Here is a 20,708-nt window from a genome sequence, read left to right as displayed (position 1 = left end):
GTACAAATTTTAATTCGTGGAAATTCGTGTAATTCGTGGCAAACTTTTTTTATTTAGAAGTTATGTAATCCACAATCATATTGGCATGAACTCGTGAGTTTTCTATAAACCACTTATGTGTTTGCATTCCGCCACAAACTACTCCAGCCAAAAATAAACCTTCCACATTCGTTTCCATTGTTTCCGGATTGTACACTGGTATTTTTAGCTCATCTTCAGAAAGTTGAATTCCCATTTTTTCGAGAAAAGTCAAATCTGGTTTGTATCCTGTCAAAGCTAAAACAAAATCATTTTCAATTGTTACTTTTCCATCTGGTGTTCCAATTTCAACTTCATTCTCCCGAATTTCACTAATATTGGATTCAAAATAAGCTTTAATACTTCCTTCTGCAATTCGGTTTTCGATATCCGGTTTTACCCAATATTTTACCCTGTTATTAATTTCGTTTTTACGAATAACCATCGTAACGTTTGCTCCTTTTCTCCAGCATTCCAAAGCTGCATCCACAGAAGAATTATTAGCGCCAACAATCAAAACATTTCTGAAAGCATATTCATGTGCTTCTTTGTAATAATGACGCACCTTAGACAGCTCCTCGCCTTTTATATTCATCTCGATAGGAATATCATAAAAACCAGTTGCGATAACAACGTTCTTTGCTTCGTATGAATTTTTATCTGAAACAATCTTGAAAATTGAGTTTTCTTGTTTTTGAATACTAATCACTTTTTCGAATAAATGAATCGAAAAATTAAAATAGCGGTGAATATTTCTATAATATTCTAAAGCTTCTTGTCGACCCGGTTTTGGTGCTAAACAATTAAAAGGAATGTCTCCAATTTCTAATCTTTCAGCTGTTGAGAAGAACGTCATGTATAAAGGATAATTGAAAATACTATTTACAATCGCGCCTTTTTCTATAATTAAATAGCGTAAATTTTTCTTTTGAGCTTCAATTGCACAAGCCAGTCCAATCGGACCGCCTCCAACAATTATCAAATCATATTCTACCATATATTTATTATTTTTCCCAGGTTTTAAATGGCTTTTTGCTCAAATATGCGTTATAGTAACGTTCGTCATTTGTAACTTCTTCTCCAAGCCAGTCTGGTTTCTCAAAAGATTCAGTTTCTGATTCCAGTTCAATTTCAGCCATAATCAGGCCTTCATTTTCACCGTAAAACTCATCTACTTCAAAAACATGTTTTCCTGCTTTTATTTCAAAACGTGTTTTCTCTATTTTTCCCTTTTCGCATAATTTCAGCAATTCCTGCGCTTCATCTAGTGGAATTTCGTTTTCCCATTCAAATCGGGACATACCACCATGATGAACAATTCCCTTAATAGTAAGAAAGCCTTTTTTTCCTTTAATTCTAACACGCACAGTTCGCTCCGGAAGAGAACTCAGATAACCTTGTGCAATTTGATTTTGAGCAAAAGCCTGTTCTTTAAAATCACTAGATTTTACAAGAAACTTTCTTTCAATTTCTATCATTTTGATACTGTAATTAATTTAATGCAAGTTACTCAATTTAATTCAGTCCTGAAACGGAGATCTGTTTCCTCGCTTATAAATCGATGTTAATATAATTCTTTAAAAATCAGAACAATAACAAATAATTAACGGATTGCTAATACATTCTGCATTTATATATTTGTTAAATTTGATAGGAATTTAACATCACGCTATAAGTCCGAACGATAACTGAAATATTCAATTTAAAACTTATAATCATGGATATCTCTTGCGTCTTAATCCCTTTATTAGCCGGGCTAATCTTTGGAATTTTAGGTTATTATTTAGGAAAGAAAACGTCATCAAAATCGGAGCATTCTCTTGCATCGTCTTTACAATCAGATTTAGACGCCTGTAAAACTCATACAAAAAGTTTAATGGCACGCATTTCATCTTTAGAAGCTGACTTAGCAGAAAAAAAAGCAAAACCAAGCCAGAAAAAATCTATACTTCAGATCACACCAACCTTATTATTTGATACTGCCCAGGCGAAAAACATTTTGGGCAAAAAAGTAAAAGAAAACGATTTGAAAATTGTGGAAGGAATTGGACCAAAAATTGAAGCTTTATTCAATGCAGCGGGAATAACTACATGGCATGATTTGTCAGAATCATCGACCGAAAAATTACAGGCAATTTTGGACGCTGGTGGAGAAAATTACGCGATACACAACCCCAGTACCTGGGCTAAACAAGCGTTAATGGCTTATGAAGGTAAATGGCAAGAACTCAAAGATTGGCAAGCCGGATTACGTGGAGGGAAAGAATGAGAAAATAGGTTCAAAGGCTTAAGGTTGCAAAGGGACAGCCGTTTTTTTGTCTTTGTTACGCTTAACTTTATTTGATATATTTTATATTTTTTCTAAAAGATCAGAATTCCAGCTTTTAGTTGTGTTGTACCATAATTGTCCTTGTGAAACTTCAAGTGGACAATCAAAATTGTTCGTATAAAGAGCTCCGGTTCCCAAACCTTGTGGCATTATCGAGTTTAAGGTAAAAGTCCATTGTGCGATGGCGTTAAGTCCAATATTACTTTCTAAGGCCGAGGTAATCCACCAACCAATATTATATTTATCTGCTAAATCAATCCATTCCTGCGTTCCTCTAAATCCGCCAACAAAACTTGGCTTCAAAATAATATATTGTGGCTCGATTTTGTTCAACAGAGCTTCTTTTTCTTCTAATGAAAATACACCTATTAATTCTTCATCCAATGCAATTGGAAAAGGTGTCGTCTTGCATAATTCAGCCATAGCCGAAACGTTTCCTTTTTTTATTGGCTGTTCAATGCTATGCAACTGAAATACTTTTAATTGATTAAGTTTATCTAAAGCTTCGTTTAAGGCAAAAGCACCATTGGCATCTACCCTGATTTCAATTTGTTCTGCAGAAAAATGACTTCTTATAAATTGTAATAATTCTAATTCTTTCTGAAAAGCTATAGCACCAATTTTAAGCTTTATGCAATCAAAACCTTGTTCTAATTTCTCTTCAATTTGCTCTTTCATAAAAGAAGCTTCTCCCATCCAAACGAGACCGTTTATAACAATTGATTTAGAATTACTGGTAAAATCAGAAGGAAATAAGAGATATGGGTTTTCATTTTTAAGGGATAAAAAAGCCATTTCAATCCCAAATTGTATTGAAGGAAATTCTAACAAAGCTTCCCAAAGTGCAGTTTCTCCCAAATGGATATTCTCGCAAGCCCAGTTAAGTTTTTCTTCATAATCATCGCGATCATCTGCACTTAAGCCACGCAAAATACCACACTCACCTATTCCTTTTTTACCGTTCTCCTCAAGAACAATAAACCATGTTTCTTTTTCGGTCATCACACCTCTGGAAGTTCCTGAAGGGCGTTTAAACTCGAGCATGTATTTATGGTAAGTTGCTTTCATTTTTTAGATGCTAAGTTACTAAGACGCTAAGATGTTGAGAAACTACTAAATTAGAACCTTAGTATTTCAGCATCTCAGTGACTTAATTATAAAGTTTTAAAACTTTTTCGAAGTCCTTGGATGGTAATCCTGCTTTTTGAAAAACTTCAAAGTCTTTTTTTGTTTTGTCTTTCCAGCTTAAACTATCTGTTACGTTTTGAGTCTGGTATTTTTTATAAATTACTTTTGCTTCACTATAATCATCACTAACCAGATAAACATGGGCTAAATTTAGTTTTACTAATAATTCGGTGTCGTCTAATTTTTCACCTTCTTTAAGAAACTTAAGTGCTTTTGCATATTGTTTGGTTAATATATAGCAGTACCCAACAGAGCCATAATCAATTGCCGTTGCTTTTCCATCATTTATGATGGTGTTCAGTTTCTGAATTGCTTCATTGTATTTTTGAAGCTTGATTAAAGTAGAAGCCTGAACTCTTAAGTCATTATAAACGTTTTTAGAGATATCAGCATCTTTATAACAAGCATTTCCAAAATCTTTATAGACTTTGTTTTTTTCGATTGGCAATAGTTTTTGGAACTCTGTGTAACGATATTGCTTTATAATTTTGTCTAAAATACAGACACAAAAATCATCAGAATTGGCCATTTTTTGCGCCATTGTTGATGTTTTGCATAAGCTGATAATTTCGTTTTTGTTATCCTGATTCCAGCCACGGTTTAATTTGGTGTCAACCCAAGGCACAACTTCTAAAACAATTTTTTGATTTAAAAGCCAGTTTTTACTGTGAAAACCAAACCAAATTGTACTGATATCTTGCCCTAAACAAGAGGATTTGTCTAATGATAAGCGTTTTGCATCCTTGCTAACTTCGTTTACTTGTGCGTAGCAAGATTTGTCTGTTTTTCCGTCATCGATGTATTTTTTTGCATTTTCCTCTGAAGTAAAAAGTGCATACGTACAATTATCGTCTCCGGAAATTTTTGACATTAAGAAAACGGCTCCGGCAGAACCCTGGCTGATTCCGGTTGGATCTGGAATCGCTTTCAATACTGAAACCAAACTGTTTGCCATTTGCTGGTTTTCGTCTAAAAGTGTAATTCGGTAGACGATTTCTGTAGTTCCTACAGGAAGATCTTCTGTTTTTAAAGTAATTCGGTCGCGTGCAGAAACGATAATTTCTTTAGTAGTGGCGCGTTCTTTGTCCCAATAACCATCTTTTTGAGCAAAAGTGTTGTATGAAATTGTAATCAAAAGAAATAGGGCAATTTTTTTAAAATTCATATTGATGTTAGAATAAGTTTTTAACCACGAATTTGCCTAATCAGAATGACATAAATTATGCCAAAATAATTTCTTTTGAAACCAAGTCCCCTAGCCCCGATAGGAGCGATATCCTTTTGTGCCGGTGTTCGGCACAAAAGATATAGCGGATAGCGGGATTAGCTCCTGAAAATTATTATAATTCAATCGATTCTCCGATTCCCAAAAGCATTAGATCTTTTCCTTTATCGAAAAATTTACGGATTGATTCTTCATGATTGATTTCGATGTAACCAAAAGTATCAAAATGATACCCCAGAATTTTATCACATTCAAGAAAATCAGAAGCGATAATAGCATCTTCAACATCCATGGTGAAATTATTTCCGATTGGAAGAATAGCCAAATCTAATTTAGTACGCATCGGGATTAATTTCATATCCATGGTAAGTGCTGTATCTCCGGCGATATAAATGTTTTTATGCTCGCTTTCGATTACAAAACCTCCTGGATTTCCTCCGTAACTTCCGTCAGGGAAAGAACTGGAATGAATGGCATTTACATATTTTACTTTTCCGAAATCGAATTTCCAGCTTCCACCGTGATTCATTGGGTGTGCATTATGACCTAATTTGGCATAATAACTTGTAATTTCTGCATTAGAAACAATTACAGCGTTTGTGCGATTTGCAATAGCTTCGACGTCTAAAACGTGATCACCATGTGCATGTGTAAGCAAAATATAATCTGCTTTTAATGTATTTATGTCAATTGACGCAGCCTGTGGATTGCCAGTAATAAAAGGGTCAACAATAATATGTTTTCCTCCAACTTCAATACCTAAAGAAGCGTGTCCGTAGAATGTAATTTTCATTTTTATAAAATTTAGAGTTGAACCTTAATTTTTATCTTCCTCCCATGAACAGATTAACGAAAATGTCTGAAATCAATGAAATCATACAAACCGTTAATAATAAAGAAAGCAAGAATGTACTTAATGCCAGCTTTTTTAATTCCGGATCTAAAAGCTTAGGATTTTGATTTTTAGAAACGGTAATTAAATGTTTAGTTAAAGGAATGTAAGCCAATAAAAATAAATATTGATCAAAACGATAATCGCTTAAAATAGCAAAAACTACTACCAAAATCATTGCTGTAATGATTAATGAAAAATGATAGATTTTAGCTTTTGCACCGCCCATTTGAACTACAATAGTATTTTTTCCTGATTTTCTGTCTGATTCTTCATCACGCATATTATTGAGGTTTAAAACACCAACGCTTAATAATCCGATAGAAATCGCAGGTAAAATTAAAAGCGGGTCTACTTCTTTTGAATATAAAAAGTTAACCCCCAAAGTACTTACTAATCCGAAGAAAATGAAAACAAAAACATCTCCAAAACCTCTATATCCATAAGCCGAATTACCAACTGTATAGCGAATTGCAGAAACAATTGCAGCGATTCCTAACAATAAGAAGAAGATAGAATATCCAAAATTAGATTCACCAAAAGCAAAATAAATTAATACAATTGCAGAAATCAAAGTTAGTACTGAAGTAATTATTATGGCTTTTTTCATAGCCTGAGGTGTAATCACTCCGCTCTGAATAGCACGTTGCGGCCCTACTCGATCAGCGTTATCGGTACCTTTTACACCATCTCCGTAATCATTTGCAAAATTGGATAACACCTGTAGACCAAGCGTTGTTAGAAGTGCAAAACCAAAAATTTTCCAGCTGAAAACTTCGGTTGGTGTATTAATAGTTGCAGTTGGGTTTGATAAGGCATATATACTTCCTACTATAATTCCGGAAACTGATAAAGGTAATGTGCGCAGTCTGGCGGCTTCAATCCAATGTTTCATTCTGTTTTGTTTAGTTTTAAATTTTGTTTCAGGTTTCAGGTTTCAAGTTTGGACTTCGTTTCGCAACTTAAAACCTGAAACTTGAAACAATTATTTGTTATTTATGGTAACCACTTATTTTCTCCGAAATTCGGTTTTCTTTTTTCTAAAAATGCATTTCTTCCTTCTTTTGCTTCTTCTGTCATATAAGCTAAACGAGTTGCTTCTCCGGCAAAAACCTGTTGACCAACCATTCCGTCGTCTGTAAGGTTCATGGCGAATTTTAGCATTTTTATAGAAGTTGGTGACTTTTGAAGAATTTCCTGAGCCCACTCGTAAGCAGTATCTTCCAATTCATCGTGTGGAATAACAGCATTAACCATTCCCATATCCATTGCTTCCTGAGCTGAATAATTTCTCCCTAAAAAGAAAATTTCGCGTGCTTTTTTCTGGCCTACCATTTTTGCTAAATAAGCAGATCCGTAACCACCGTCGAAACTAGTAACGTCAGCATCTGTTTGTTTGAAAATTGCATGTTCTTTACTTGCCAAAGTCATATCGCAAACCACATGTAAACTGTGTCCGCCACCAACTGCCCAACCTGGGACAACGGCAATAACCACTTTTGGCATGAAACGAATTAAACGCTGCACTTCAAGAATATTTAAACGATGTTGTCCATCTTCACCTACATAGCCCTGGTGCCCGCGAGCATTTTGATCGCCACCACTACAAAAAGAGTAAACACCATCTTTTGTTGATGGGCCTTCAGCAGAAAGTAACACTACTCCTATTGAAGTATCTTCTTGTGCGTCGTAAAAAGCCTGATATAATTCTGAAGTTGTTTTTGGACGGAAAGCGTTTCGTACATTAGGTCTGTTAAACGCTATTCTTGCAACTCCATTACATTTTTTATAGGTGATATCTTCAAATTCTCTGGCAGTAATCCAATCCATTTCTATTTGTTTAGTTTTAATAATTATAGTGTAAAAATAAAGCATTTTTACATTTTTACCTACTCAAATCGGCTTAAGTCTGTGCTAAATTATCGCCAGATCATGGTAAATAGTATTTACTTACAAAAAATAACATTATTTAACATTGGATTTCAAAAATAATTAAGTAATTTTACACCCTAGAAATCAATGAGATACATTTTATTTCGCTGATTTTTGATTGATTTTCTTTCACTGATTTATTAACCTAAAAAATGACTTTTTTTGAGAAAAATTAAAAATTTTGTCGCTCATTTTTTTACGGTTTTTATTAGTAAACCTTTGACTAATGAGCAAATGATTTATGCGTTTGTTAAAACTTCAAGAAGGAGATAGTAACACCTAAGGTTAAATGCTAGAATTGTTTAAGTAATTAGTATAAGATTGATTACGAAAAGAGGAAAATGCTAACCAAAACATTCTATAAGTTATTTTATCAACCAAATGGATTAGCCGTGAAATTGATTTTTTGCTTTTAAAATGGACGTATTGATTGTTTAAAGACATACCAGATGAAAGGTAACTCCTAAAATTTTTAAAGTTGTTATTCTTTTAATGGATTCGAATAATTTTATTTCTGTTTTTTTTTAATTACAATTTTTTTTAAAACTGAATAAAAAGAGAAAGGCTGCTTGTAATGAGCAGCCTTTCTTGTTTCAATAAATTCCAAACTTAAAAAATTCCAAATTCCAAACTAGATATTGTTAATATTGCTAAGTTGGAGTTTGGAATTTGAAAAGATTGGAATTTAAATATTAATTTTCTTTTACCAGATAAATACCGTCTTCCTTGATTTCGATCAGTTTATCTTTATATAAAGCTCCAATTGCTTTCTTAAAAGTCTTTTTACTCATTTTTAAAACTGTCTTAATGTCTTCAGGGTGAGAAGCATCATTTAGTCTCAGGAAACCGCGATTGGCACGCAATTCATCTAAAATTTTCTCTGCGTTTGGTTCAATGCTTTGATAACCTTGTACTTGTAAAGCAACGTCGATTTTATTATCAGGACGAATATTTTTAATAAATCCAATCATTCTGTCTCCAGTTCTGATCGCGTCATCATAAACTTCATCTTTGTATAGTAAACCTTTATGTCTTTCATTGATGATTACATTGATTCCCAATTCAGTAATATGAGAAACAATCAAATCAACTTCTTCTCCTTTTTCAACCGTAAGCTGATCGTTTGACAAAAATTGGTTCAATTTACTTGAAGCTACCAAACGATTGGTTTTTTCATCCATATAAAGGTAAACCAGATAACGCTTTCCTTTTTCCATAGGACGCGCTTGTTCTTTAAACGGAACCAGAATATCTTTCTCCATTCCCCAATCCATAAAAGCACCAACCTGATTGGTGTAATTTACTCTCAATAAGGCAAATTCATTTAATAAAATATAAGGCTCTAATGTAGTAGCAATCGGACGTTGTTCGTGGTCTAAATAAACAAAAACTATAAGCTCTTCGCCTATTTCAAATTCGTTTGGTACGTATTTATTGGGTAATAATATATCGTGAATTCCTTCCGGATCTTTTTCAGGATTTCCTAAAAATAAACCAACTTTGGTATCACGTAATATGGTAAGTGTATTGTATTTTCCTATTTCAATCATATTCTTTAAGGTTCTAAGCCAATAAGCGACTAAGTTTCTAAGCTGCAAATGTACGAAGTTTGAAAATGGGAAAGCGAAAAATATTTTGGATAAAAAAAGTGCCATTTTCATGACACTTAATATCTTTTATTTTAACTCTTTAAAATATTGCTTTAAAACAACATCATTTTCTGCAGTAGGTGTGAAAATCTCCAAAATGGCCGGAGTATCATCTTGTGCGTATAATTCTTGAATTTTAGTTTCTAAGGATGAAGTATCAGAAGCAGTCAAATAATTAAACTGATACATTTTTGCCAGATGTTCCGCAGTTAAATGATGGGATGTTTCAAAATAAGTATTAAAAACAGGTTTCTCTTCATGTCCTGGTAAAATTCTGAAGATTCCTCCTCCTCCATTATTAATTAAAATAATTTTGAAGTTTTTGGGAATATAAGTATTCCATAAAGCGTTGCTGTCGTACAAGAAACTAATATCTCCCGTAATAAAAACATTAGGTTTTCCACTGCCAACTGAAGCGCCAATTGCTGTTGATGTGCTGCCGTCAATTCCGCTCGTTCCTCGGTTACAAAAAACTTCTATCGAAGGATCGATATGAATTAATTGTGCATATCGAATTGCTGAACTATTACTAATTTGCAATTGACTGTTTTTAGGCAGAGATTCAATTACTTTTTCAAAAACTTTAAAGTCTGAAAAAGGGATTTTTTCCAGATATTCATTTCTTCTAATTTTTCTAAAATTATAAATTGTACCAATTTTTTCGGCATATTTACTTTTTGTGTACTCCGTTTTTGACAACAAATCTTTAAAGAAATCGTTGGGCTGCATTACAAAATGCTGTGTCAAAGCATTGAAAGTATCGTATGCCCGCAAAGTATCAATATGCCAATGCTCTTTTGGTTTGTGTTTGCGCAAAAATCCTTTTATACGTTTAGATACGATCATTCCTCCAAAAGTCACTAAAACATCTGGATTAAGCTCTTTAAAATCAACATCTTCAAACGGTGTAATTAAAGTATCAATACTATTTATAAAATCCGGATGATGCAAGTTTGAAGTCGTTTCTGTTAAGACTACAACTGATGGATCTTGTGCCAGGTTGTCGATAATTTCCTGATCGATACCATTCGCCTCGTTAACGCCAACCATGATTAATTTACGTTTGGCTGCATTCCAAATCGAAACAAAAGCGGCTACGTTTTCAATAGTTTTTGATCCGATGATTTCTTCTGAATGCGTGATTTTTGGTTGCACTGAAAGTGCTTCTACAGTCTCATATAAAGGTTCTTCAAAAGGGGCATTAATATGAACCGGACCTTTTTGAAGAATTGCCGTCTCGATCGCTCTGTTGATTTTTAAATCATTTTCTTCTGAAGCTTCTTCCGTTAAATTAGCATTGAAAACAGAATGATTCTGAAAAACATTTTCCTGACGAATGGTTTGTCCATCGCCAATGTCTATCTTACTTTGTGGACGATCTGCAGAAATTACAATCAGGGGAATTTGACTGTAAAATGCTTCGGCCACAGCCGGATAATAATTTAATAAGGCAGAACCTGAAGTACAAACAATGGCTGTTGGCTTTTTAATTTGTTGTGCAATACCTAATGCAAAAAAGGCTGCACAACGTTCATCTGCAATGCTATAACAAGTAAAGTTAGAATTTTGCGCAAAACCTATGGTTAAAGGCGCATTTCTTGATCCCGGAGAAATAATAATATTGGTAATTCCTTTTGCTAAACAAATTTCGATGATGCTTTGAGCAAGCGGTATTTTGGGGTAAATCATTCGTATGGCGTATTATTTTTAAAGGAAATCTAAACTTGAAGATTTCATTTGATACCACAAAGTTACAAACTTCACATTTGATTTACTTATAAATTGGGAAGATATTAAGGCCGTTTTTAGAAAAAGGAAATATATTTGTAAAAGCTTTTTTTTGATCAAAATAAACTTTCTATGCGTTTCATTTATCTTTTTTTGCTTTGTATTTCAATACAAACCGTAAAATCACAAAATCAATTTGTGCCTGATGACCCGCCTTATAAAAAAGCTTTAGAAATTGCAAAAACAGAAGGAAAACCACTTTTTATAATGCTTTATGCTGACTGGTGTCCTCATTGTAATCAAATGAAAAAAGAAGTTTTTAGTGATCCAAACGTGATGGATTTTTTAAAGGAAAATTACGTTTGCATTTGGAAAAACATTGAAAAAGAAGAAGGAATCGCACTAAAAAATAAATACAACACCAAATCGCTGCCTACTTTTTTATTTTTGGATTCCAATGAAACTCTTTTATACGCTTTAAAAGGAGAAATGAAAACGACGGAATTCATGACCGAGGTAAAATACGCCCTCAATTCAAGAATGCAATTGCCTTATTTGGAAAAAGAATTCCTTTCAGATCCAATTGATTCAACAAAGTTTTTTACTTACTTAAATACCCTGAAAAAAGGAAAAGACAGAACCGATTTATCTCCTGCAACACATACTTATCTCAATACTCAATCTGATGCACAATTGATTAGCGAAACCAACTGGAGAATTATTGCAAATGGCGTAACTGATATTAACTCACGAGAATTTCAATACGTTTTAAAACATCAAAAGGAGTTTGCAGCTGTAGCTTCACAAAATCGTGTTGATCGTAAAATAGAAAGTATTGTAACAGAACTGCTTCGTCCGTTAGTTGACAATTTAGATACGGTAAACTATTACAAACAAAGAGAAGTTGCAAAATCAATTCGATTACAGAAAACAGATTCTTTGGTTTTTAAATTTGATTTGACTTTAGCCGAAAGAACTGAAAAATGGCAATTTTATAAAAAAGTAACACTTGCAGATACTCAGAAATTAGTTTGGAACGATGCCAGTTTTTTAAAAGATATTGGGCAAACATACCTGAAACATATTAAAGATACTGAAAGTCTTAAAAAAGCTATTTTCTGGGTTAAACATTCTTTAGAATTAAATGATTCTTATGATGGAAACTTGCTCATCGCACGGCTTTACAATAAAATTAAAGACAAAAAATTAGCTTTGCAGTATGCCAACGATGCCAAAGTCATTTGTACAGAAATGACCTGGAATACTAAAGAAGTCGATACTTTGTTAGCTGAACTAAACACAAAATAATATCCTATAAAACCATGAGCCTTACTCTGAGACCTGCAACAGTAAATGATTTAGAAAAAATTCTGGACATTGTAAACTTTTCTATTTTGCACACAACAGCAAATTATAACTATGATGTTCAAACTCTGGAAGTGCAAACAAAATGGTTTGAAGATAAAACTGCCAAAAATCTTCCTATTGTAGTCGCTGATTTAGATGGTGAAGTAGTTGGTTTTGGAAGTTATGGGCAATTCCGTGAAAAAATTGGTTATCAATATACGGTTGAGCATTCCGTTTATGTGGTTGATAATGTGATTGGAAAAGGGATTGGATCAAAATTATTAACGGAATTGATTCGGTTAGCAAAAGAACAAGGTTATCATGTAATGATTGGTGCAATTGATGCAGATAATTCCGGAAGTATCGCTTTTCATGAAAAATTTGGATTTGTCGTAACTGGAACAATTCGGGAAGTGGGTTACAAATTTGATCACTGGTTGGATTTGGTTTTCATGCAGCTGATTCTTGCTTAATCGCAAAGAACGCAAAGCTTAGCTTATGCTTAGAAAACGTAATGTTCGCAAAGCTTTATCAATAAACACTTTACGAACTTTGTATAGATGTTTCAAAAATAAATTCAATCAAAAAAATATTGGAGACAAATTCCTTATTAGAGAATGGCTATCTTAAAGTTAGTGAAATTCATGAAATTTATTATGAAGTTTGTGGCGCTGATGATGGAGAAGTTTATTTATTTCTTCACGGAGGTCCTGGCGCAGGATTTTCTGAACAAGACAAACGTTTCTTTGATTTTAAGAAACATAAAGTTATCTTTTTTGACCAAAGAGGCTCTTCAAAAAGCAAACCTTTTGGTTGTATAAAAGAAAATACAACTCAAGATCTTGTTGATGATATCAATGTTCTTTTAAAACATTTAAACATCCAAAAAATCAATGTCTTTGGTGGTTCATGGGGAACAACACTAAGTCTTGTCTTTACTATTCAAAATTCTGAAAAAGTAAAAAGTCTTTTATTAAGAGGTGTTTTTCTTGGAGACAAAAAATCAATTGATCATTTTCTAAATGGTGGAGTTGAAAATGAATTTCCTAAAGAATGGAACAGATTTAAGAAGAACGTTCCGAAAGATTCAGCTTTAAGCATATCTGAATATTACTTGGATCAAATGCTGAATGGAACTCCAGAAAATAGGGCTTTTTATTGTTATGAATGGGTATTTTACGAAATATCTATTTTTAAAAAAGGAATTACTGAAATGGAAATTGAAGCTATTATTCAAGAATTCCCGTTCGAATCTTTAGCAATTATGGAAGCGCATTATTTAAGTAATAATTGTTTCATTGAAGAAAACTATATTTTGAATAATACAAATGCTCTCGATGACATTCCAGTAACTATCATCCATGGAAAACAGGATTCAATTTGCCCTGTTGAACATGCTGAAACCTTACACCATAAACTTAAAAGATCTGTTGTATACCTTGAAGATGGAGGACATTCAGATGCTGAACCAGCTATTGAAAAAAGAATTATTGCAGTTTTGCAGAAATAAATTAAATACAATTAAGTACTTCTTTTCAAAAACAAGTCCTCTAGCCCTGCTCCTAAAAAAAAATCCACAAACCTGAATTTACATTCAAATTTGTGGATTTTCTGGTTTCGATTATTTTGAATTAACTTTTAATCCAATTAATCACTTCTGGCTCTGTTACTAATGTTTTTGGCTTAATTACTTTAACCAACTCGCCTTTTTCATTGATAAGGTATTTTTGGAAATTCCATTCTACTTCAGAATCCTGCAAACCATTTTTAGATTTTTGCGTTAAGAATTTATATACCTCACACATATCATCTCCTTTTACAGAAACTTTATCCATCATTGGGAAAGTCACACCGTAATTTTGTTGACAAAATGTTTGAATTTCTTCATTGGTACCTGGTTCCTGAGATGCAAAATTATTAGCTGGAAAACCAACAATTACGAAACCTTTATCTTTATACTCCTTGTAAACCGCTTCAAGATCTTTGTATTGAGGTGTTAATCCACACTTTGAAGCCGTATTTACAATCATGATTTTTTTTCCTTTTAAAGAAGCAAAATCAAAAGTGTTTCCTGATAAATCTTCCACTTTAAATTGATAGATGGTTTGTTTTCCCATAACTTTTTCTGTTTTAGATTTATTAATACTTGTTTGCGCCTGAAGTTGTGCAGCCATTAAAAAGACTGCACTACAAACTAAAAATACTATTTTGTTCATCGTTTAATTTTTTATAAAATTAGTTAAAATCTATTTTCCGTAAAGATTTTGATTGCTTTATTTTTATTAAACATAAGTTAAATAAAAAAACGAAGCCTAACGTTAATCACTCGTTAGGCTTCTCCCCATACAAACAAATCAAACCATGAATTAATATTATTTAATCTTGTAAAATAAGAATTGGTGCTATCCTGAATTCTTATATTATAGTTGTTTTATCTTTTAATTATAGTTGATGCCTCCCGGTTATATTGAAAATTATTTAAACTTTAATTCATATTTCCCAGCTGATCTTTTTAATGGCGTGTATAAGGAAAATTCTAAATTCGTTTAATTTTGGAAATACAGTTTTTTAATAATTTTCGGGTTGGAAGTCCGGGGACACCAACTATTATATTTTTATACTTTATGACTAAATTGAATAAAATAACTATGACAAAGTGTACTATTTAAAGTTGAATGATGGAGCCTGACTATTCCTTTTCGGGAGTCTTTGGAATCAAAATTGGTCAATGCCAAAACAGAAGTCAGCGCTACAATCAAAATTTTTAATTTATTCAGATTTTTCATAGTTTACTTTTTACTTGTTAGATTTTATTTTTTAATCTTTTCCACTAAGGCTAAATTTTAATATCGCTTAAGCAATTGTCATTCAATATGTTTTCGGGCATTTTGCTATTTTCAATATTTATTTATCTATGTTATAATAGCATATACGAGACTGGATTGCTTTTGGTTTTAAAAAAATGAAAAAAAAGTGATATTTTTTCTCAAGGCTTTGTTTTACTAGGGTTAAGACTGTTAAAAAAAATAAAATATTAACAGAAAAATAAATTATCTTTATCTCAGGGAATGAAAAAAGTATTGAAACTTTATTTAAAAACTTAAAAACCTTAAATCAATGAGTCAAGAAGAATTATTAGTTTTAATCTACAAGAAAGACGAAAGAGCTTTTACCCACTTGTATGATATGTATTCCAAAAGTTTATTTTCGGTCATCAATGTTCTAATCCGAAACAGAGAAGAAGCTGAAGATGTTTTGCAGGAAGTTTTTGTCAAAATCTGGAAAAATATTGATTCTTACAACGAAAGTAAAGGTCGTTTTTACACTTGGATCCTTAATATAGCCCGAAATACCTCTATAGATAAATTAAGATCTAAAGATTTTAATAACAGCCAAAAAAACCTTCCCTCAGATAATTTCGTACATCTGTTAGACGACAGTAATAAATTAGTAAATAGAATTGATACTATTGGGATTCAGGAATTCGTCAAAAAACTGAAACCAAAATGTATTGAAATTATTGATTTATTATTTTTTAAAGGATATACCCAACAAGAAGCTTCAGAAGAATTGGCAATGCCATTGGGAACTATCAAAACGCAAAACAGAAACTGTATTAACGACTTACGTAATTATCTTAAAATATAATGGAAGCACAAGAATATATAGACTCAGGAATTCTAGAACTTTACGTTTATGGTTTATTGACCGAAACTGAAAATATAGAAATAGCCGAAATGGCTAAAAAAAGCCCAGAAGTTGATCAGGAAATCATTTCGATAGAAAAAGCAATTGTAGCATTATCGTCAAGTTTCTCTCCTTTTCATTCGGTAGCGAATTTTGAGAAAATAAAAGCTCGTTTAGAATTGAAACATGGCAAAGTAGTAGAAATGAAACCTGCTTCGAAATGGTCTCAATATGTAGGCTGGGCCGCGGCAGTTCTTTTACTTTTGGGACTTGGGTATCAAACTTTAGAATTAACTAAAACCAAAGATGCCATTGCAACGGTTGGTAACGAAAAAACTAAAATCGAAAGAGAGTTTGCTTACTTAGATCAGCAAAATAAAGAAACAGAAAAGAATTTAACTATTGTTAGAGACATTAAAAACACTGGTGTGACACTTGGTGGTCAGGCTGTTTCGCCGACATCATTTGCAAAAGTGTATTGGAACAAAGACACCAAAACAACTTATATTGATGCCGCAGGTTTACCAAAACCACCAAAAGGAATGGTTTACCAGGTTTGGGCTCTTAAATTAAGTCCGGTGCTTACACCAACAAGTATTGGTTTATTAAGCGATTTTGAAGGGAACTCAAATAAAATATTCGCTGTAGATCGTACTAACGAAGCTGAAGCCTTTGGAATTACGCTTGAGCCAGCTGGAGGAAGCTTAACACCAACAATGACACAATTGTATACTTTAGGAAAAGTATAAAATAAAGGTCGCTTAAAACTCAAAACGCATATTAATTTATTTAATGTGCGTTTTTTTATTATTTTTAATTCAACTAACAAAAACAAATCATGAACGGAACTTTACTATTAAGAATTGCTGTGGCCATTATTCTTCTCACCCACTCCGTTTTCGGAATGTTTAATAACGGTATTAATGATTTCGGGAATTTATATCTGAATCAGATTGGGTTTGCTCCTTTTGGTGTTTTTCTCGCCTGGTCAATTAAATTATCACATGTGGTGGCAGCGCTACTTTTAATCCTGAATAAATATATAAAACTGGCAGGATTTGTAACCATTTTTGTTTTACTAATGGGAATTGTTTTAGTTCATTTTGAAGAAGGCTGGTTTGTAGTTGGCGGAGGAAGAAATGGCGTTGAATACAACTTTTTATTGATTGTAGTGCTATTCGCTATTATGTTTCCTAATGGTTTTAAAAAGAATGCAATTGAATAATTTGAAATAAAAAATTATAAAGAAAATTAGAATGGAAATAATCTGTAAAAACTGTAATAAGATTTTTAAAGGCCACTACTGTAACAACTGTGGACAGACGGCCGAAACACATAAGATTAATGCTCATTTTTTATGGCATGATATCCAACATGGTCTATTGCATTTTGACGAAGGAATTCCCTATTCTTTAAAGCAATTATTTACAAGACCTGGACATTCAATCAGAGAATTTATCGAAGGGAAACGTGTGAAACATTTTAAGCCTTTGTCGTTAGTTGCTGTTCTTGGGGCTTTATACGGGTTTTTATGTCATTATTACGAAATCAATATATTTGCAAATACCAATGATGATGGTATAGATTTGAGTGATTACAACGAATGGATGGCAGCACATTTTTCATGGGTAACCATTGCTACTATACCAATTTATACTATTGGAACCTTTATAGTATTCAGGAAACAAGGTTATAATTTTTTTGAATTTTTTGTTCTCAATACTTTCAAAGCTTCACAAAGACTCTTTGTACAAATTTTGACATTTCCTATCCTATTATATTTAAGTAGTAAAAATCATGTTGAGAAGTTTTCAACGATGACTTATATAATAGGAGTTATTTTGACATTTTGGACTAACATTCAATTTTTTAATAAGATGTCAAAAACAAAAGCATTCTTGTTAACGCTACTAAGTCATATTATATTTTTAACCTGTTTCTTACTTATAGTAGCCATAGTTCTAGTATTGTCTGGAAAAATGACTGATTAAGCATGGGTTAGACGAGTAAAAAAAGAAAATAATGCGTTATTTTCTTTTTTTATTAGAATCTATATCGTAATATTGCAATATAAATATAAAACAATGGGAGCATCTAAATCAGATCACTTTACAGATCATCAAAACGAACTGGCTACTTTAACAAAAGCTTTAGGCCATCCGGCACGAATTGCTATTATAGAATACCTTTTAAAAGTAAATACATGTATTTGTGGTGACATTGTGAACGAACTACCTCTTTCGCAGCCAACTGTTTCACAGCATTTAAAAGAACTTAAGAGCGCAGGTCTAATAAAAGGTAATATTGATGGAAACGCTATTTGTTACTGCATTAACGAAGCTGGTTTTGAAAAAATAAAAGGTTTCTTTGAAACTATCGCGCTTCATATTGAGAAAAATAAAAAAGAATGTTGCTAATTATTAAATCAGATTATTATGAAACTTTCAGAAATTAAAAAATTGCTTACTACTGTTGAAACAGTAAATTTTCAATTACCTAACGGGAGCTTTGTTCCGGAACATTTTCATGTTACCGAAGTGGGTTTAATTACCAAAAACTTTATTGATTGTGGCGGAACCGTTAGAAAAGAAACCGTTGTGAATTTCCAACTTTGGGATGCCAATGATTTTGAACACCGTTTAAAACCTCAAAAATTAATTCATATTATTGAGCTTTCAGAAAAAGTTTTGGGAATAGAAGATCATGAAATCGAAGTCGAATATCAGGATACTACAATTGGCAAATATGACTTAGGTTTTAACGGAAAAGATTTTGAACTACTTAATAAAAAGACAGCTTGCTTAGCGCAGGAACAATGTGGAGTTCCATCTGAGAAACCCAAATTAAAACTTACCCAATTAAATGCCGATACTGCCAATTCTTGCACACCTGGTGGCGGATGCTGCTAATTAATTCTTAGAAAAAATGTCAAATTCAAATACTTTATTATCAGAATTAAATAAAACTGTTTCTTTATTTGATTTTGAAAATATTACAGCAGATCGTAAACAAACATTACAACCTCTGATTGATTTTATCCGGTCAAAGGTAAATGGAAATCTAGAGATCAGATTAAACTTTATTTGTACCCACAACTCAAGACGGAGTCATTTATCGCAGGTTTGGGCGCAAACGGCGGCCTATCATTTTGATGTAAAAAATGTTTTTTGCTATTCTGGCGGAACGGAAGCCACAGCATTATTTCCAAAAGTTGCAGAAACTCTTGAAAAATCAGGGTTTCTTATTGAAGTACTTTCCAAGGGAAGTAATCCAGTTTATGCGATAAAATTTGCAGCAGCACAATCTCCTGTAATCGGATTTTCGAAAAAGTATGATCATGTTTTTAATCCGGAAAATGATTTTGCAGCTATTATGACCTGCTCACAAGCAGACGATGGATGCCCTTTTATTGCGGGTGCAGCAAAACGTATTCCTATTACTTTTGAAGACCCTAAAGCTTTTGATAATTCACCACAACAAACCGAAAAATATCAGGAACGAAGCTTGCAGATTGCGACTGAAATGTTATATGTTTTTTCTGAATTAAAAAAATAATATGCCAGTAAATCATTGCGCCCCAGCTGCAGAACGAAAAAAACTTGGTTTTCTTGATCGTTTTTTAACCCTTTGGATTTTCCTTGCTATGGCAGTTGGTATTTCTATTGGATATTTTGTTCCATCAAGTGGGAGCATAATTAATTCTTTCTCCAGTGGAACAACAAATATTCCACTTGCTATTGGACTTATTTTGATGATGTATCCTCCGTTAGCAAAAGTGAAGTATGAACAAATGGGTAGCGTTTTTAAAAATACCAAAATATTAGGAGCCTCCTTGTTTTTAAACTGGATTATAGGTCCAATTTTAATGTTTCTTTTAGCATTAGTTTTCTTAAAAGATTATCCTGATTATATGATGGGCCTGATTTTAATTGGATTAGCTCGTTGTATTGCCATGGTTGTCGTTTGGAATGACTTAGCCGATGGAAACAGAGAATATGCTGCCGGATTAATCGCTTTAAATAGTATTTTTCAGGTTTTGCTTTATAGTTTTTATGCGTATCTTTTTATTACCGTATTGCCACCTTATTTTGGTTATACTGGTTTTAACATTGATATCAGCATTAAGCAAATTGCAGAAAGTGTTGGAATCTATTTAGGAATTCCTTTTGCTTTGGGAATTACTAGTCGTTATGTTTTGATAAAATTAAAAGGTGAAGAATGGTTTCAGCGTAAGTATATCCCTTTCATCTCCCCCATTACTTTGATTGCGCTGCTTTTTACAATTGTACTGATGTTTAGTCTGAAAGGTGAACTGATTGTTCAGATTCCGATGGATGTGATACGTATTGCCATTCCGCTGGTACTTTATTTTGTTATAATGTTTCTAATAAGTTTCTTCATTGGAAAATATTTTGGCGCTGATTATTCAAAAAGCACTGCAATTGCCTTTACGGCGACTGGCAATAATTTTGAATTGGCAATCGCGGTAGCTATTGGGGTATTCGGTATAAATAGTGGTCAGGCCTTTGCAGGTGTTATTGGCCCCTTAGTAGAGGTTCCTGCATTAATAGCTTTAGTAAATGTTGCTTTTTGGTTTAGAAAAAGATATTTCTCTTAAACCCAAAAAGTCTTATTGCTATATAAATAAATTGTTTCAAGTAATTCATAAAAAAAGGTTCAACGTAATGTTGAACCTTTTTTATGAATTAATAA

Annotated in this window: 23 protein-coding genes; 12 read left to right on the top strand and 11 right to left on the bottom strand. The window is 32.7% G+C overall.

Annotation, left to right across the window (positions count from 1 at the left end; genetic code table 11):
• Nucleotides 1-49: 49 nt before the first annotated feature.
• Together BUA98_RS05790 and BUA98_RS05785 are read right to left on the bottom strand one after the other, a co-directional pair.
• The gene (locus BUA98_RS05790) at nucleotides 50-1,015 is read right to left on the bottom strand and encodes a YpdA family putative bacillithiol disulfide reductase (protein WP_072970695.1); all 966 of its coding nucleotides are present in this window, start codon (nucleotides 1,013-1,015) and stop codon (nucleotides 50-52) included.
• Nucleotides 1,016-1,022: 7 nt separating this feature from the next.
• The gene (locus BUA98_RS05785; RefSeq protein WP_072970694.1) at nucleotides 1,023-1,496 is read right to left on the bottom strand and encodes a CYTH domain-containing protein; all 474 of its coding nucleotides are present in this window, start codon (nucleotides 1,494-1,496) and stop codon (nucleotides 1,023-1,025) included.
• 239 nt (nucleotides 1,497-1,735) lie between these two features.
• Between BUA98_RS05785 and BUA98_RS05780 the strand changes: the two genes are divergently transcribed.
• On the top strand, nucleotides 1,736-2,287 hold the full coding sequence (locus BUA98_RS05780) for a hypothetical protein (RefSeq protein ID WP_072970693.1): 552 nt from the start codon (nucleotides 1,736-1,738) through the stop codon (nucleotides 2,285-2,287).
• An 81-nt stretch (nucleotides 2,288-2,368) separates the two neighbouring features.
• Here the strand turns inward: BUA98_RS05780 and BUA98_RS05775 are convergent, their stop codons facing one another.
• The 7 genes from BUA98_RS05775 to menD form a co-directional block, all read right to left on the bottom strand.
• Entirely contained in the window at nucleotides 2,369-3,415 is a 1,047-nt protein-coding gene (locus BUA98_RS05775) for an o-succinylbenzoate synthase (RefSeq protein WP_072970692.1), read from the bottom strand.
• Nucleotides 3,416-3,497: 82 nt separating this feature from the next.
• Nucleotides 3,498-4,700 carry a tetratricopeptide repeat protein gene (locus BUA98_RS05770; protein ID WP_072970691.1) on the bottom strand — a complete coding sequence of 401 codons (1,203 nt, stop codon included), beginning with the start codon at nucleotides 4,698-4,700 and terminating at the stop codon, nucleotides 3,498-3,500.
• A gap of 175 nt (nucleotides 4,701-4,875) precedes the next feature.
• On the bottom strand, nucleotides 4,876-5,553 hold the full coding sequence (locus tag BUA98_RS05765; protein ID WP_072970690.1) for a metal-dependent hydrolase: 678 nt from the start codon (nucleotides 5,551-5,553) through the stop codon (nucleotides 4,876-4,878).
• Nucleotides 5,554-5,584: 31 nt separating this feature from the next.
• The gene (gene menA, locus BUA98_RS05760; RefSeq protein WP_072970689.1) at nucleotides 5,585-6,547 is read right to left on the bottom strand and encodes a 1,4-dihydroxy-2-naphthoate octaprenyltransferase; all 963 of its coding nucleotides are present in this window, start codon (nucleotides 6,545-6,547) and stop codon (nucleotides 5,585-5,587) included.
• 101 nt (nucleotides 6,548-6,648) lie between these two features.
• Nucleotides 6,649-7,482 (bottom strand): 1,4-dihydroxy-2-naphthoyl-CoA synthase, encoded by an 834-nt coding sequence (locus tag BUA98_RS05755; protein WP_035681238.1) that lies wholly within the window; start codon nucleotides 7,480-7,482, stop codon nucleotides 6,649-6,651.
• Nucleotides 7,483-8,276: 794 nt separating this feature from the next.
• Nucleotides 8,277-9,134, bottom strand: coding sequence for a CvfB family protein (locus tag BUA98_RS05750; RefSeq protein ID WP_026985045.1), 858 nt, complete (start codon nucleotides 9,132-9,134; stop codon nucleotides 8,277-8,279).
• Nucleotides 9,135-9,260: 126 nt separating this feature from the next.
• Nucleotides 9,261-10,922: a 2-succinyl-5-enolpyruvyl-6-hydroxy-3-cyclohexene-1-carboxylic-acid synthase gene (menD, locus tag BUA98_RS05745; RefSeq protein WP_072970688.1), complete on the bottom strand. Its 1,662-nt coding sequence runs from the start codon at nucleotides 10,920-10,922 to the stop codon at nucleotides 9,261-9,263.
• Between the two features lie 171 nt (nucleotides 10,923-11,093).
• Here menD and BUA98_RS05740 point away from each other — a divergent pair, with 171 nt between their 5' ends.
• The 3 genes from BUA98_RS05740 to pip all read left to right on the top strand — a co-directional run bounded on the left by BUA98_RS05740 (nucleotide 11,094) and on the right by pip (nucleotide 13,818).
• On the top strand, nucleotides 11,094-12,269 hold the full coding sequence (locus BUA98_RS05740) for a thioredoxin family protein (protein WP_072970687.1): 1,176 nt from the start codon (nucleotides 11,094-11,096) through the stop codon (nucleotides 12,267-12,269).
• A gap of 14 nt (nucleotides 12,270-12,283) precedes the next feature.
• Nucleotides 12,284-12,781: a GNAT family N-acetyltransferase gene (locus BUA98_RS05735; RefSeq protein WP_072970686.1), complete on the top strand. Its 498-nt coding sequence runs from the start codon at nucleotides 12,284-12,286 to the stop codon at nucleotides 12,779-12,781.
• A gap of 119 nt (nucleotides 12,782-12,900) precedes the next feature.
• Complete coding sequence (pip, locus tag BUA98_RS05730) at nucleotides 12,901-13,818, top strand: prolyl aminopeptidase (protein WP_159433452.1); 918 nt, start codon at nucleotides 12,901-12,903, stop codon at nucleotides 13,816-13,818.
• A 121-nt stretch (nucleotides 13,819-13,939) separates the two neighbouring features.
• Here the strand turns inward: pip and BUA98_RS05725 are convergent, their stop codons facing one another.
• Both BUA98_RS05725 and BUA98_RS22325 read right to left on the bottom strand, forming a co-directional pair.
• Nucleotides 13,940-14,524: a glutathione peroxidase gene (locus BUA98_RS05725; protein WP_072970684.1), complete on the bottom strand. Its 585-nt coding sequence runs from the start codon at nucleotides 14,522-14,524 to the stop codon at nucleotides 13,940-13,942.
• Nucleotides 14,525-14,923: 399 nt separating this feature from the next.
• Nucleotides 14,924-15,094 carry a hypothetical protein gene (locus tag BUA98_RS22325; protein WP_159433451.1) on the bottom strand — a complete coding sequence of 57 codons (171 nt, stop codon included), beginning with the start codon at nucleotides 15,092-15,094 and terminating at the stop codon, nucleotides 14,924-14,926.
• 331 nt (nucleotides 15,095-15,425) lie between these two features.
• Between BUA98_RS22325 and BUA98_RS05720 the strand changes: the two genes are divergently transcribed.
• The 8 genes from BUA98_RS05720 to arsB all read left to right on the top strand — a co-directional run bounded on the left by BUA98_RS05720 (nucleotide 15,426) and on the right by arsB (nucleotide 20,613).
• Nucleotides 15,426-15,956 carry an RNA polymerase sigma factor gene (locus BUA98_RS05720; RefSeq protein WP_072970683.1) on the top strand — a complete coding sequence of 177 codons (531 nt, stop codon included), beginning with the start codon at nucleotides 15,426-15,428 and terminating at the stop codon, nucleotides 15,954-15,956.
• A complete protein-coding gene (locus tag BUA98_RS05715) occupies nucleotides 15,956-16,744 on the top strand; it encodes an anti-sigma factor (protein ID WP_072970682.1) in 789 nt (262 codons plus the stop codon). Before BUA98_RS05720 ends, BUA98_RS05715 begins: the two co-directional genes overlap by 1 nt.
• 89 nt (nucleotides 16,745-16,833) lie before the next feature.
• Nucleotides 16,834-17,220 (top strand): DoxX family protein, encoded by a 387-nt coding sequence (locus BUA98_RS05710; protein WP_072970681.1) that lies wholly within the window; start codon nucleotides 16,834-16,836, stop codon nucleotides 17,218-17,220.
• A 31-nt stretch (nucleotides 17,221-17,251) separates the two neighbouring features.
• Nucleotides 17,252-17,986 (top strand): DUF3667 domain-containing protein, encoded by a 735-nt coding sequence (locus tag BUA98_RS05705; protein ID WP_072970680.1) that lies wholly within the window; start codon nucleotides 17,252-17,254, stop codon nucleotides 17,984-17,986.
• Nucleotides 17,987-18,079: 93 nt separating this feature from the next.
• The gene (locus BUA98_RS05700) at nucleotides 18,080-18,412 is read left to right on the top strand and encodes an ArsR/SmtB family transcription factor (RefSeq protein WP_072970679.1); all 333 of its coding nucleotides are present in this window, start codon (nucleotides 18,080-18,082) and stop codon (nucleotides 18,410-18,412) included.
• An 18-nt stretch (nucleotides 18,413-18,430) separates the two neighbouring features.
• A complete protein-coding gene (locus BUA98_RS05695) occupies nucleotides 18,431-18,904 on the top strand; it encodes a DUF6428 family protein (protein WP_072970678.1) in 474 nt (157 codons plus the stop codon).
• 16 nt (nucleotides 18,905-18,920) lie between these two features.
• Nucleotides 18,921-19,550 carry an arsenate-mycothiol transferase ArsC gene (locus tag BUA98_RS05690; RefSeq protein WP_072970677.1) on the top strand — a complete coding sequence of 210 codons (630 nt, stop codon included), beginning with the start codon at nucleotides 18,921-18,923 and terminating at the stop codon, nucleotides 19,548-19,550.
• Between the two features lies 1 nt (nucleotide 19,551).
• Complete coding sequence (arsB, locus tag BUA98_RS05685) at nucleotides 19,552-20,613, top strand: ACR3 family arsenite efflux transporter (protein WP_072970676.1); 1,062 nt, start codon at nucleotides 19,552-19,554, stop codon at nucleotides 20,611-20,613.
• Nucleotides 20,614-20,708 lie beyond the last annotated feature (95 nt).

It is taken from the genome of Flavobacterium saccharophilum (genome assembly GCF_900142735.1).
Taxonomy (GTDB): domain Bacteria; phylum Bacteroidota; class Bacteroidia; order Flavobacteriales; family Flavobacteriaceae; genus Flavobacterium; species Flavobacterium saccharophilum.
Note: the sequence above shows the minus strand (reverse complement) of the source record. Positions and strands in the feature narration are given on the sequence as shown.

Excerpts from the sequence above, each read along its gene's own strand:
- BUA98_RS05780 (WP_072970693.1), top strand. The coding sequence starts at position 1,736 with ATGGATATCTCTTGCGTCTTAATCCCTTTATTAGCCGGGCTAATCTTT.
- BUA98_RS05765 (WP_072970690.1), bottom strand. The coding sequence starts at position 5,553 with ATGAAAATTACATTCTACGGACACGCTTCTTTAGGTATTGAAGTTGGA.
- BUA98_RS05705 (WP_072970680.1), top strand. The coding sequence starts at position 17,252 with ATGGAAATAATCTGTAAAAACTGTAATAAGATTTTTAAAGGCCACTAC.
- BUA98_RS05720 (WP_072970683.1), top strand. The coding sequence starts at position 15,426 with ATGAGTCAAGAAGAATTATTAGTTTTAATCTACAAGAAAGACGAAAGA.
- BUA98_RS05790 (WP_072970695.1), bottom strand. The coding sequence starts at position 1,015 with ATGGTAGAATATGATTTGATAATTGTTGGAGGCGGTCCGATTGGACTG.
- BUA98_RS05775 (WP_072970692.1), bottom strand. The coding sequence starts at position 3,415 with ATGAAAGCAACTTACCATAAATACATGCTCGAGTTTAAACGCCCTTCA.
- BUA98_RS05755 (WP_035681238.1), bottom strand. The coding sequence starts at position 7,482 with ATGGATTGGATTACTGCCAGAGAATTTGAAGATATCACCTATAAAAAA.
- BUA98_RS22325 (WP_159433451.1), bottom strand. The coding sequence starts at position 15,094 with ATGAAAAATCTGAATAAATTAAAAATTTTGATTGTAGCGCTGACTTCT.
- menD (WP_072970688.1), bottom strand. The coding sequence starts at position 10,922 with ATGATTTACCCCAAAATACCGCTTGCTCAAAGCATCATCGAAATTTGT.
- BUA98_RS05750 (WP_026985045.1), bottom strand. The coding sequence starts at position 9,134 with ATGATTGAAATAGGAAAATACAATACACTTACCATATTACGTGATACC.
- BUA98_RS05715 (WP_072970682.1), top strand. The coding sequence starts at position 15,956 with ATGGAAGCACAAGAATATATAGACTCAGGAATTCTAGAACTTTACGTT.
- BUA98_RS05785 (WP_072970694.1), bottom strand. The coding sequence starts at position 1,496 with ATGATAGAAATTGAAAGAAAGTTTCTTGTAAAATCTAGTGATTTTAAA.
- BUA98_RS05695 (WP_072970678.1), top strand. The coding sequence starts at position 18,431 with ATGAAACTTTCAGAAATTAAAAAATTGCTTACTACTGTTGAAACAGTA.
- BUA98_RS05700 (WP_072970679.1), top strand. The coding sequence starts at position 18,080 with ATGGGAGCATCTAAATCAGATCACTTTACAGATCATCAAAACGAACTG.
- menA (WP_072970689.1), bottom strand. The coding sequence starts at position 6,547 with ATGAAACATTGGATTGAAGCCGCCAGACTGCGCACATTACCTTTATCA.
- arsB (WP_072970676.1), top strand. The coding sequence starts at position 19,552 with ATGCCAGTAAATCATTGCGCCCCAGCTGCAGAACGAAAAAAACTTGGT.
- BUA98_RS05735 (WP_072970686.1), top strand. The coding sequence starts at position 12,284 with ATGAGCCTTACTCTGAGACCTGCAACAGTAAATGATTTAGAAAAAATT.
- BUA98_RS05740 (WP_072970687.1), top strand. The coding sequence starts at position 11,094 with ATGCGTTTCATTTATCTTTTTTTGCTTTGTATTTCAATACAAACCGTA.
- BUA98_RS05725 (WP_072970684.1), bottom strand. The coding sequence starts at position 14,524 with ATGAACAAAATAGTATTTTTAGTTTGTAGTGCAGTCTTTTTAATGGCT.
- BUA98_RS05690 (WP_072970677.1), top strand. The coding sequence starts at position 18,921 with ATGTCAAATTCAAATACTTTATTATCAGAATTAAATAAAACTGTTTCT.
- BUA98_RS05710 (WP_072970681.1), top strand. The coding sequence starts at position 16,834 with ATGAACGGAACTTTACTATTAAGAATTGCTGTGGCCATTATTCTTCTC.
- BUA98_RS05770 (WP_072970691.1), bottom strand. The coding sequence starts at position 4,700 with ATGAATTTTAAAAAAATTGCCCTATTTCTTTTGATTACAATTTCATAC.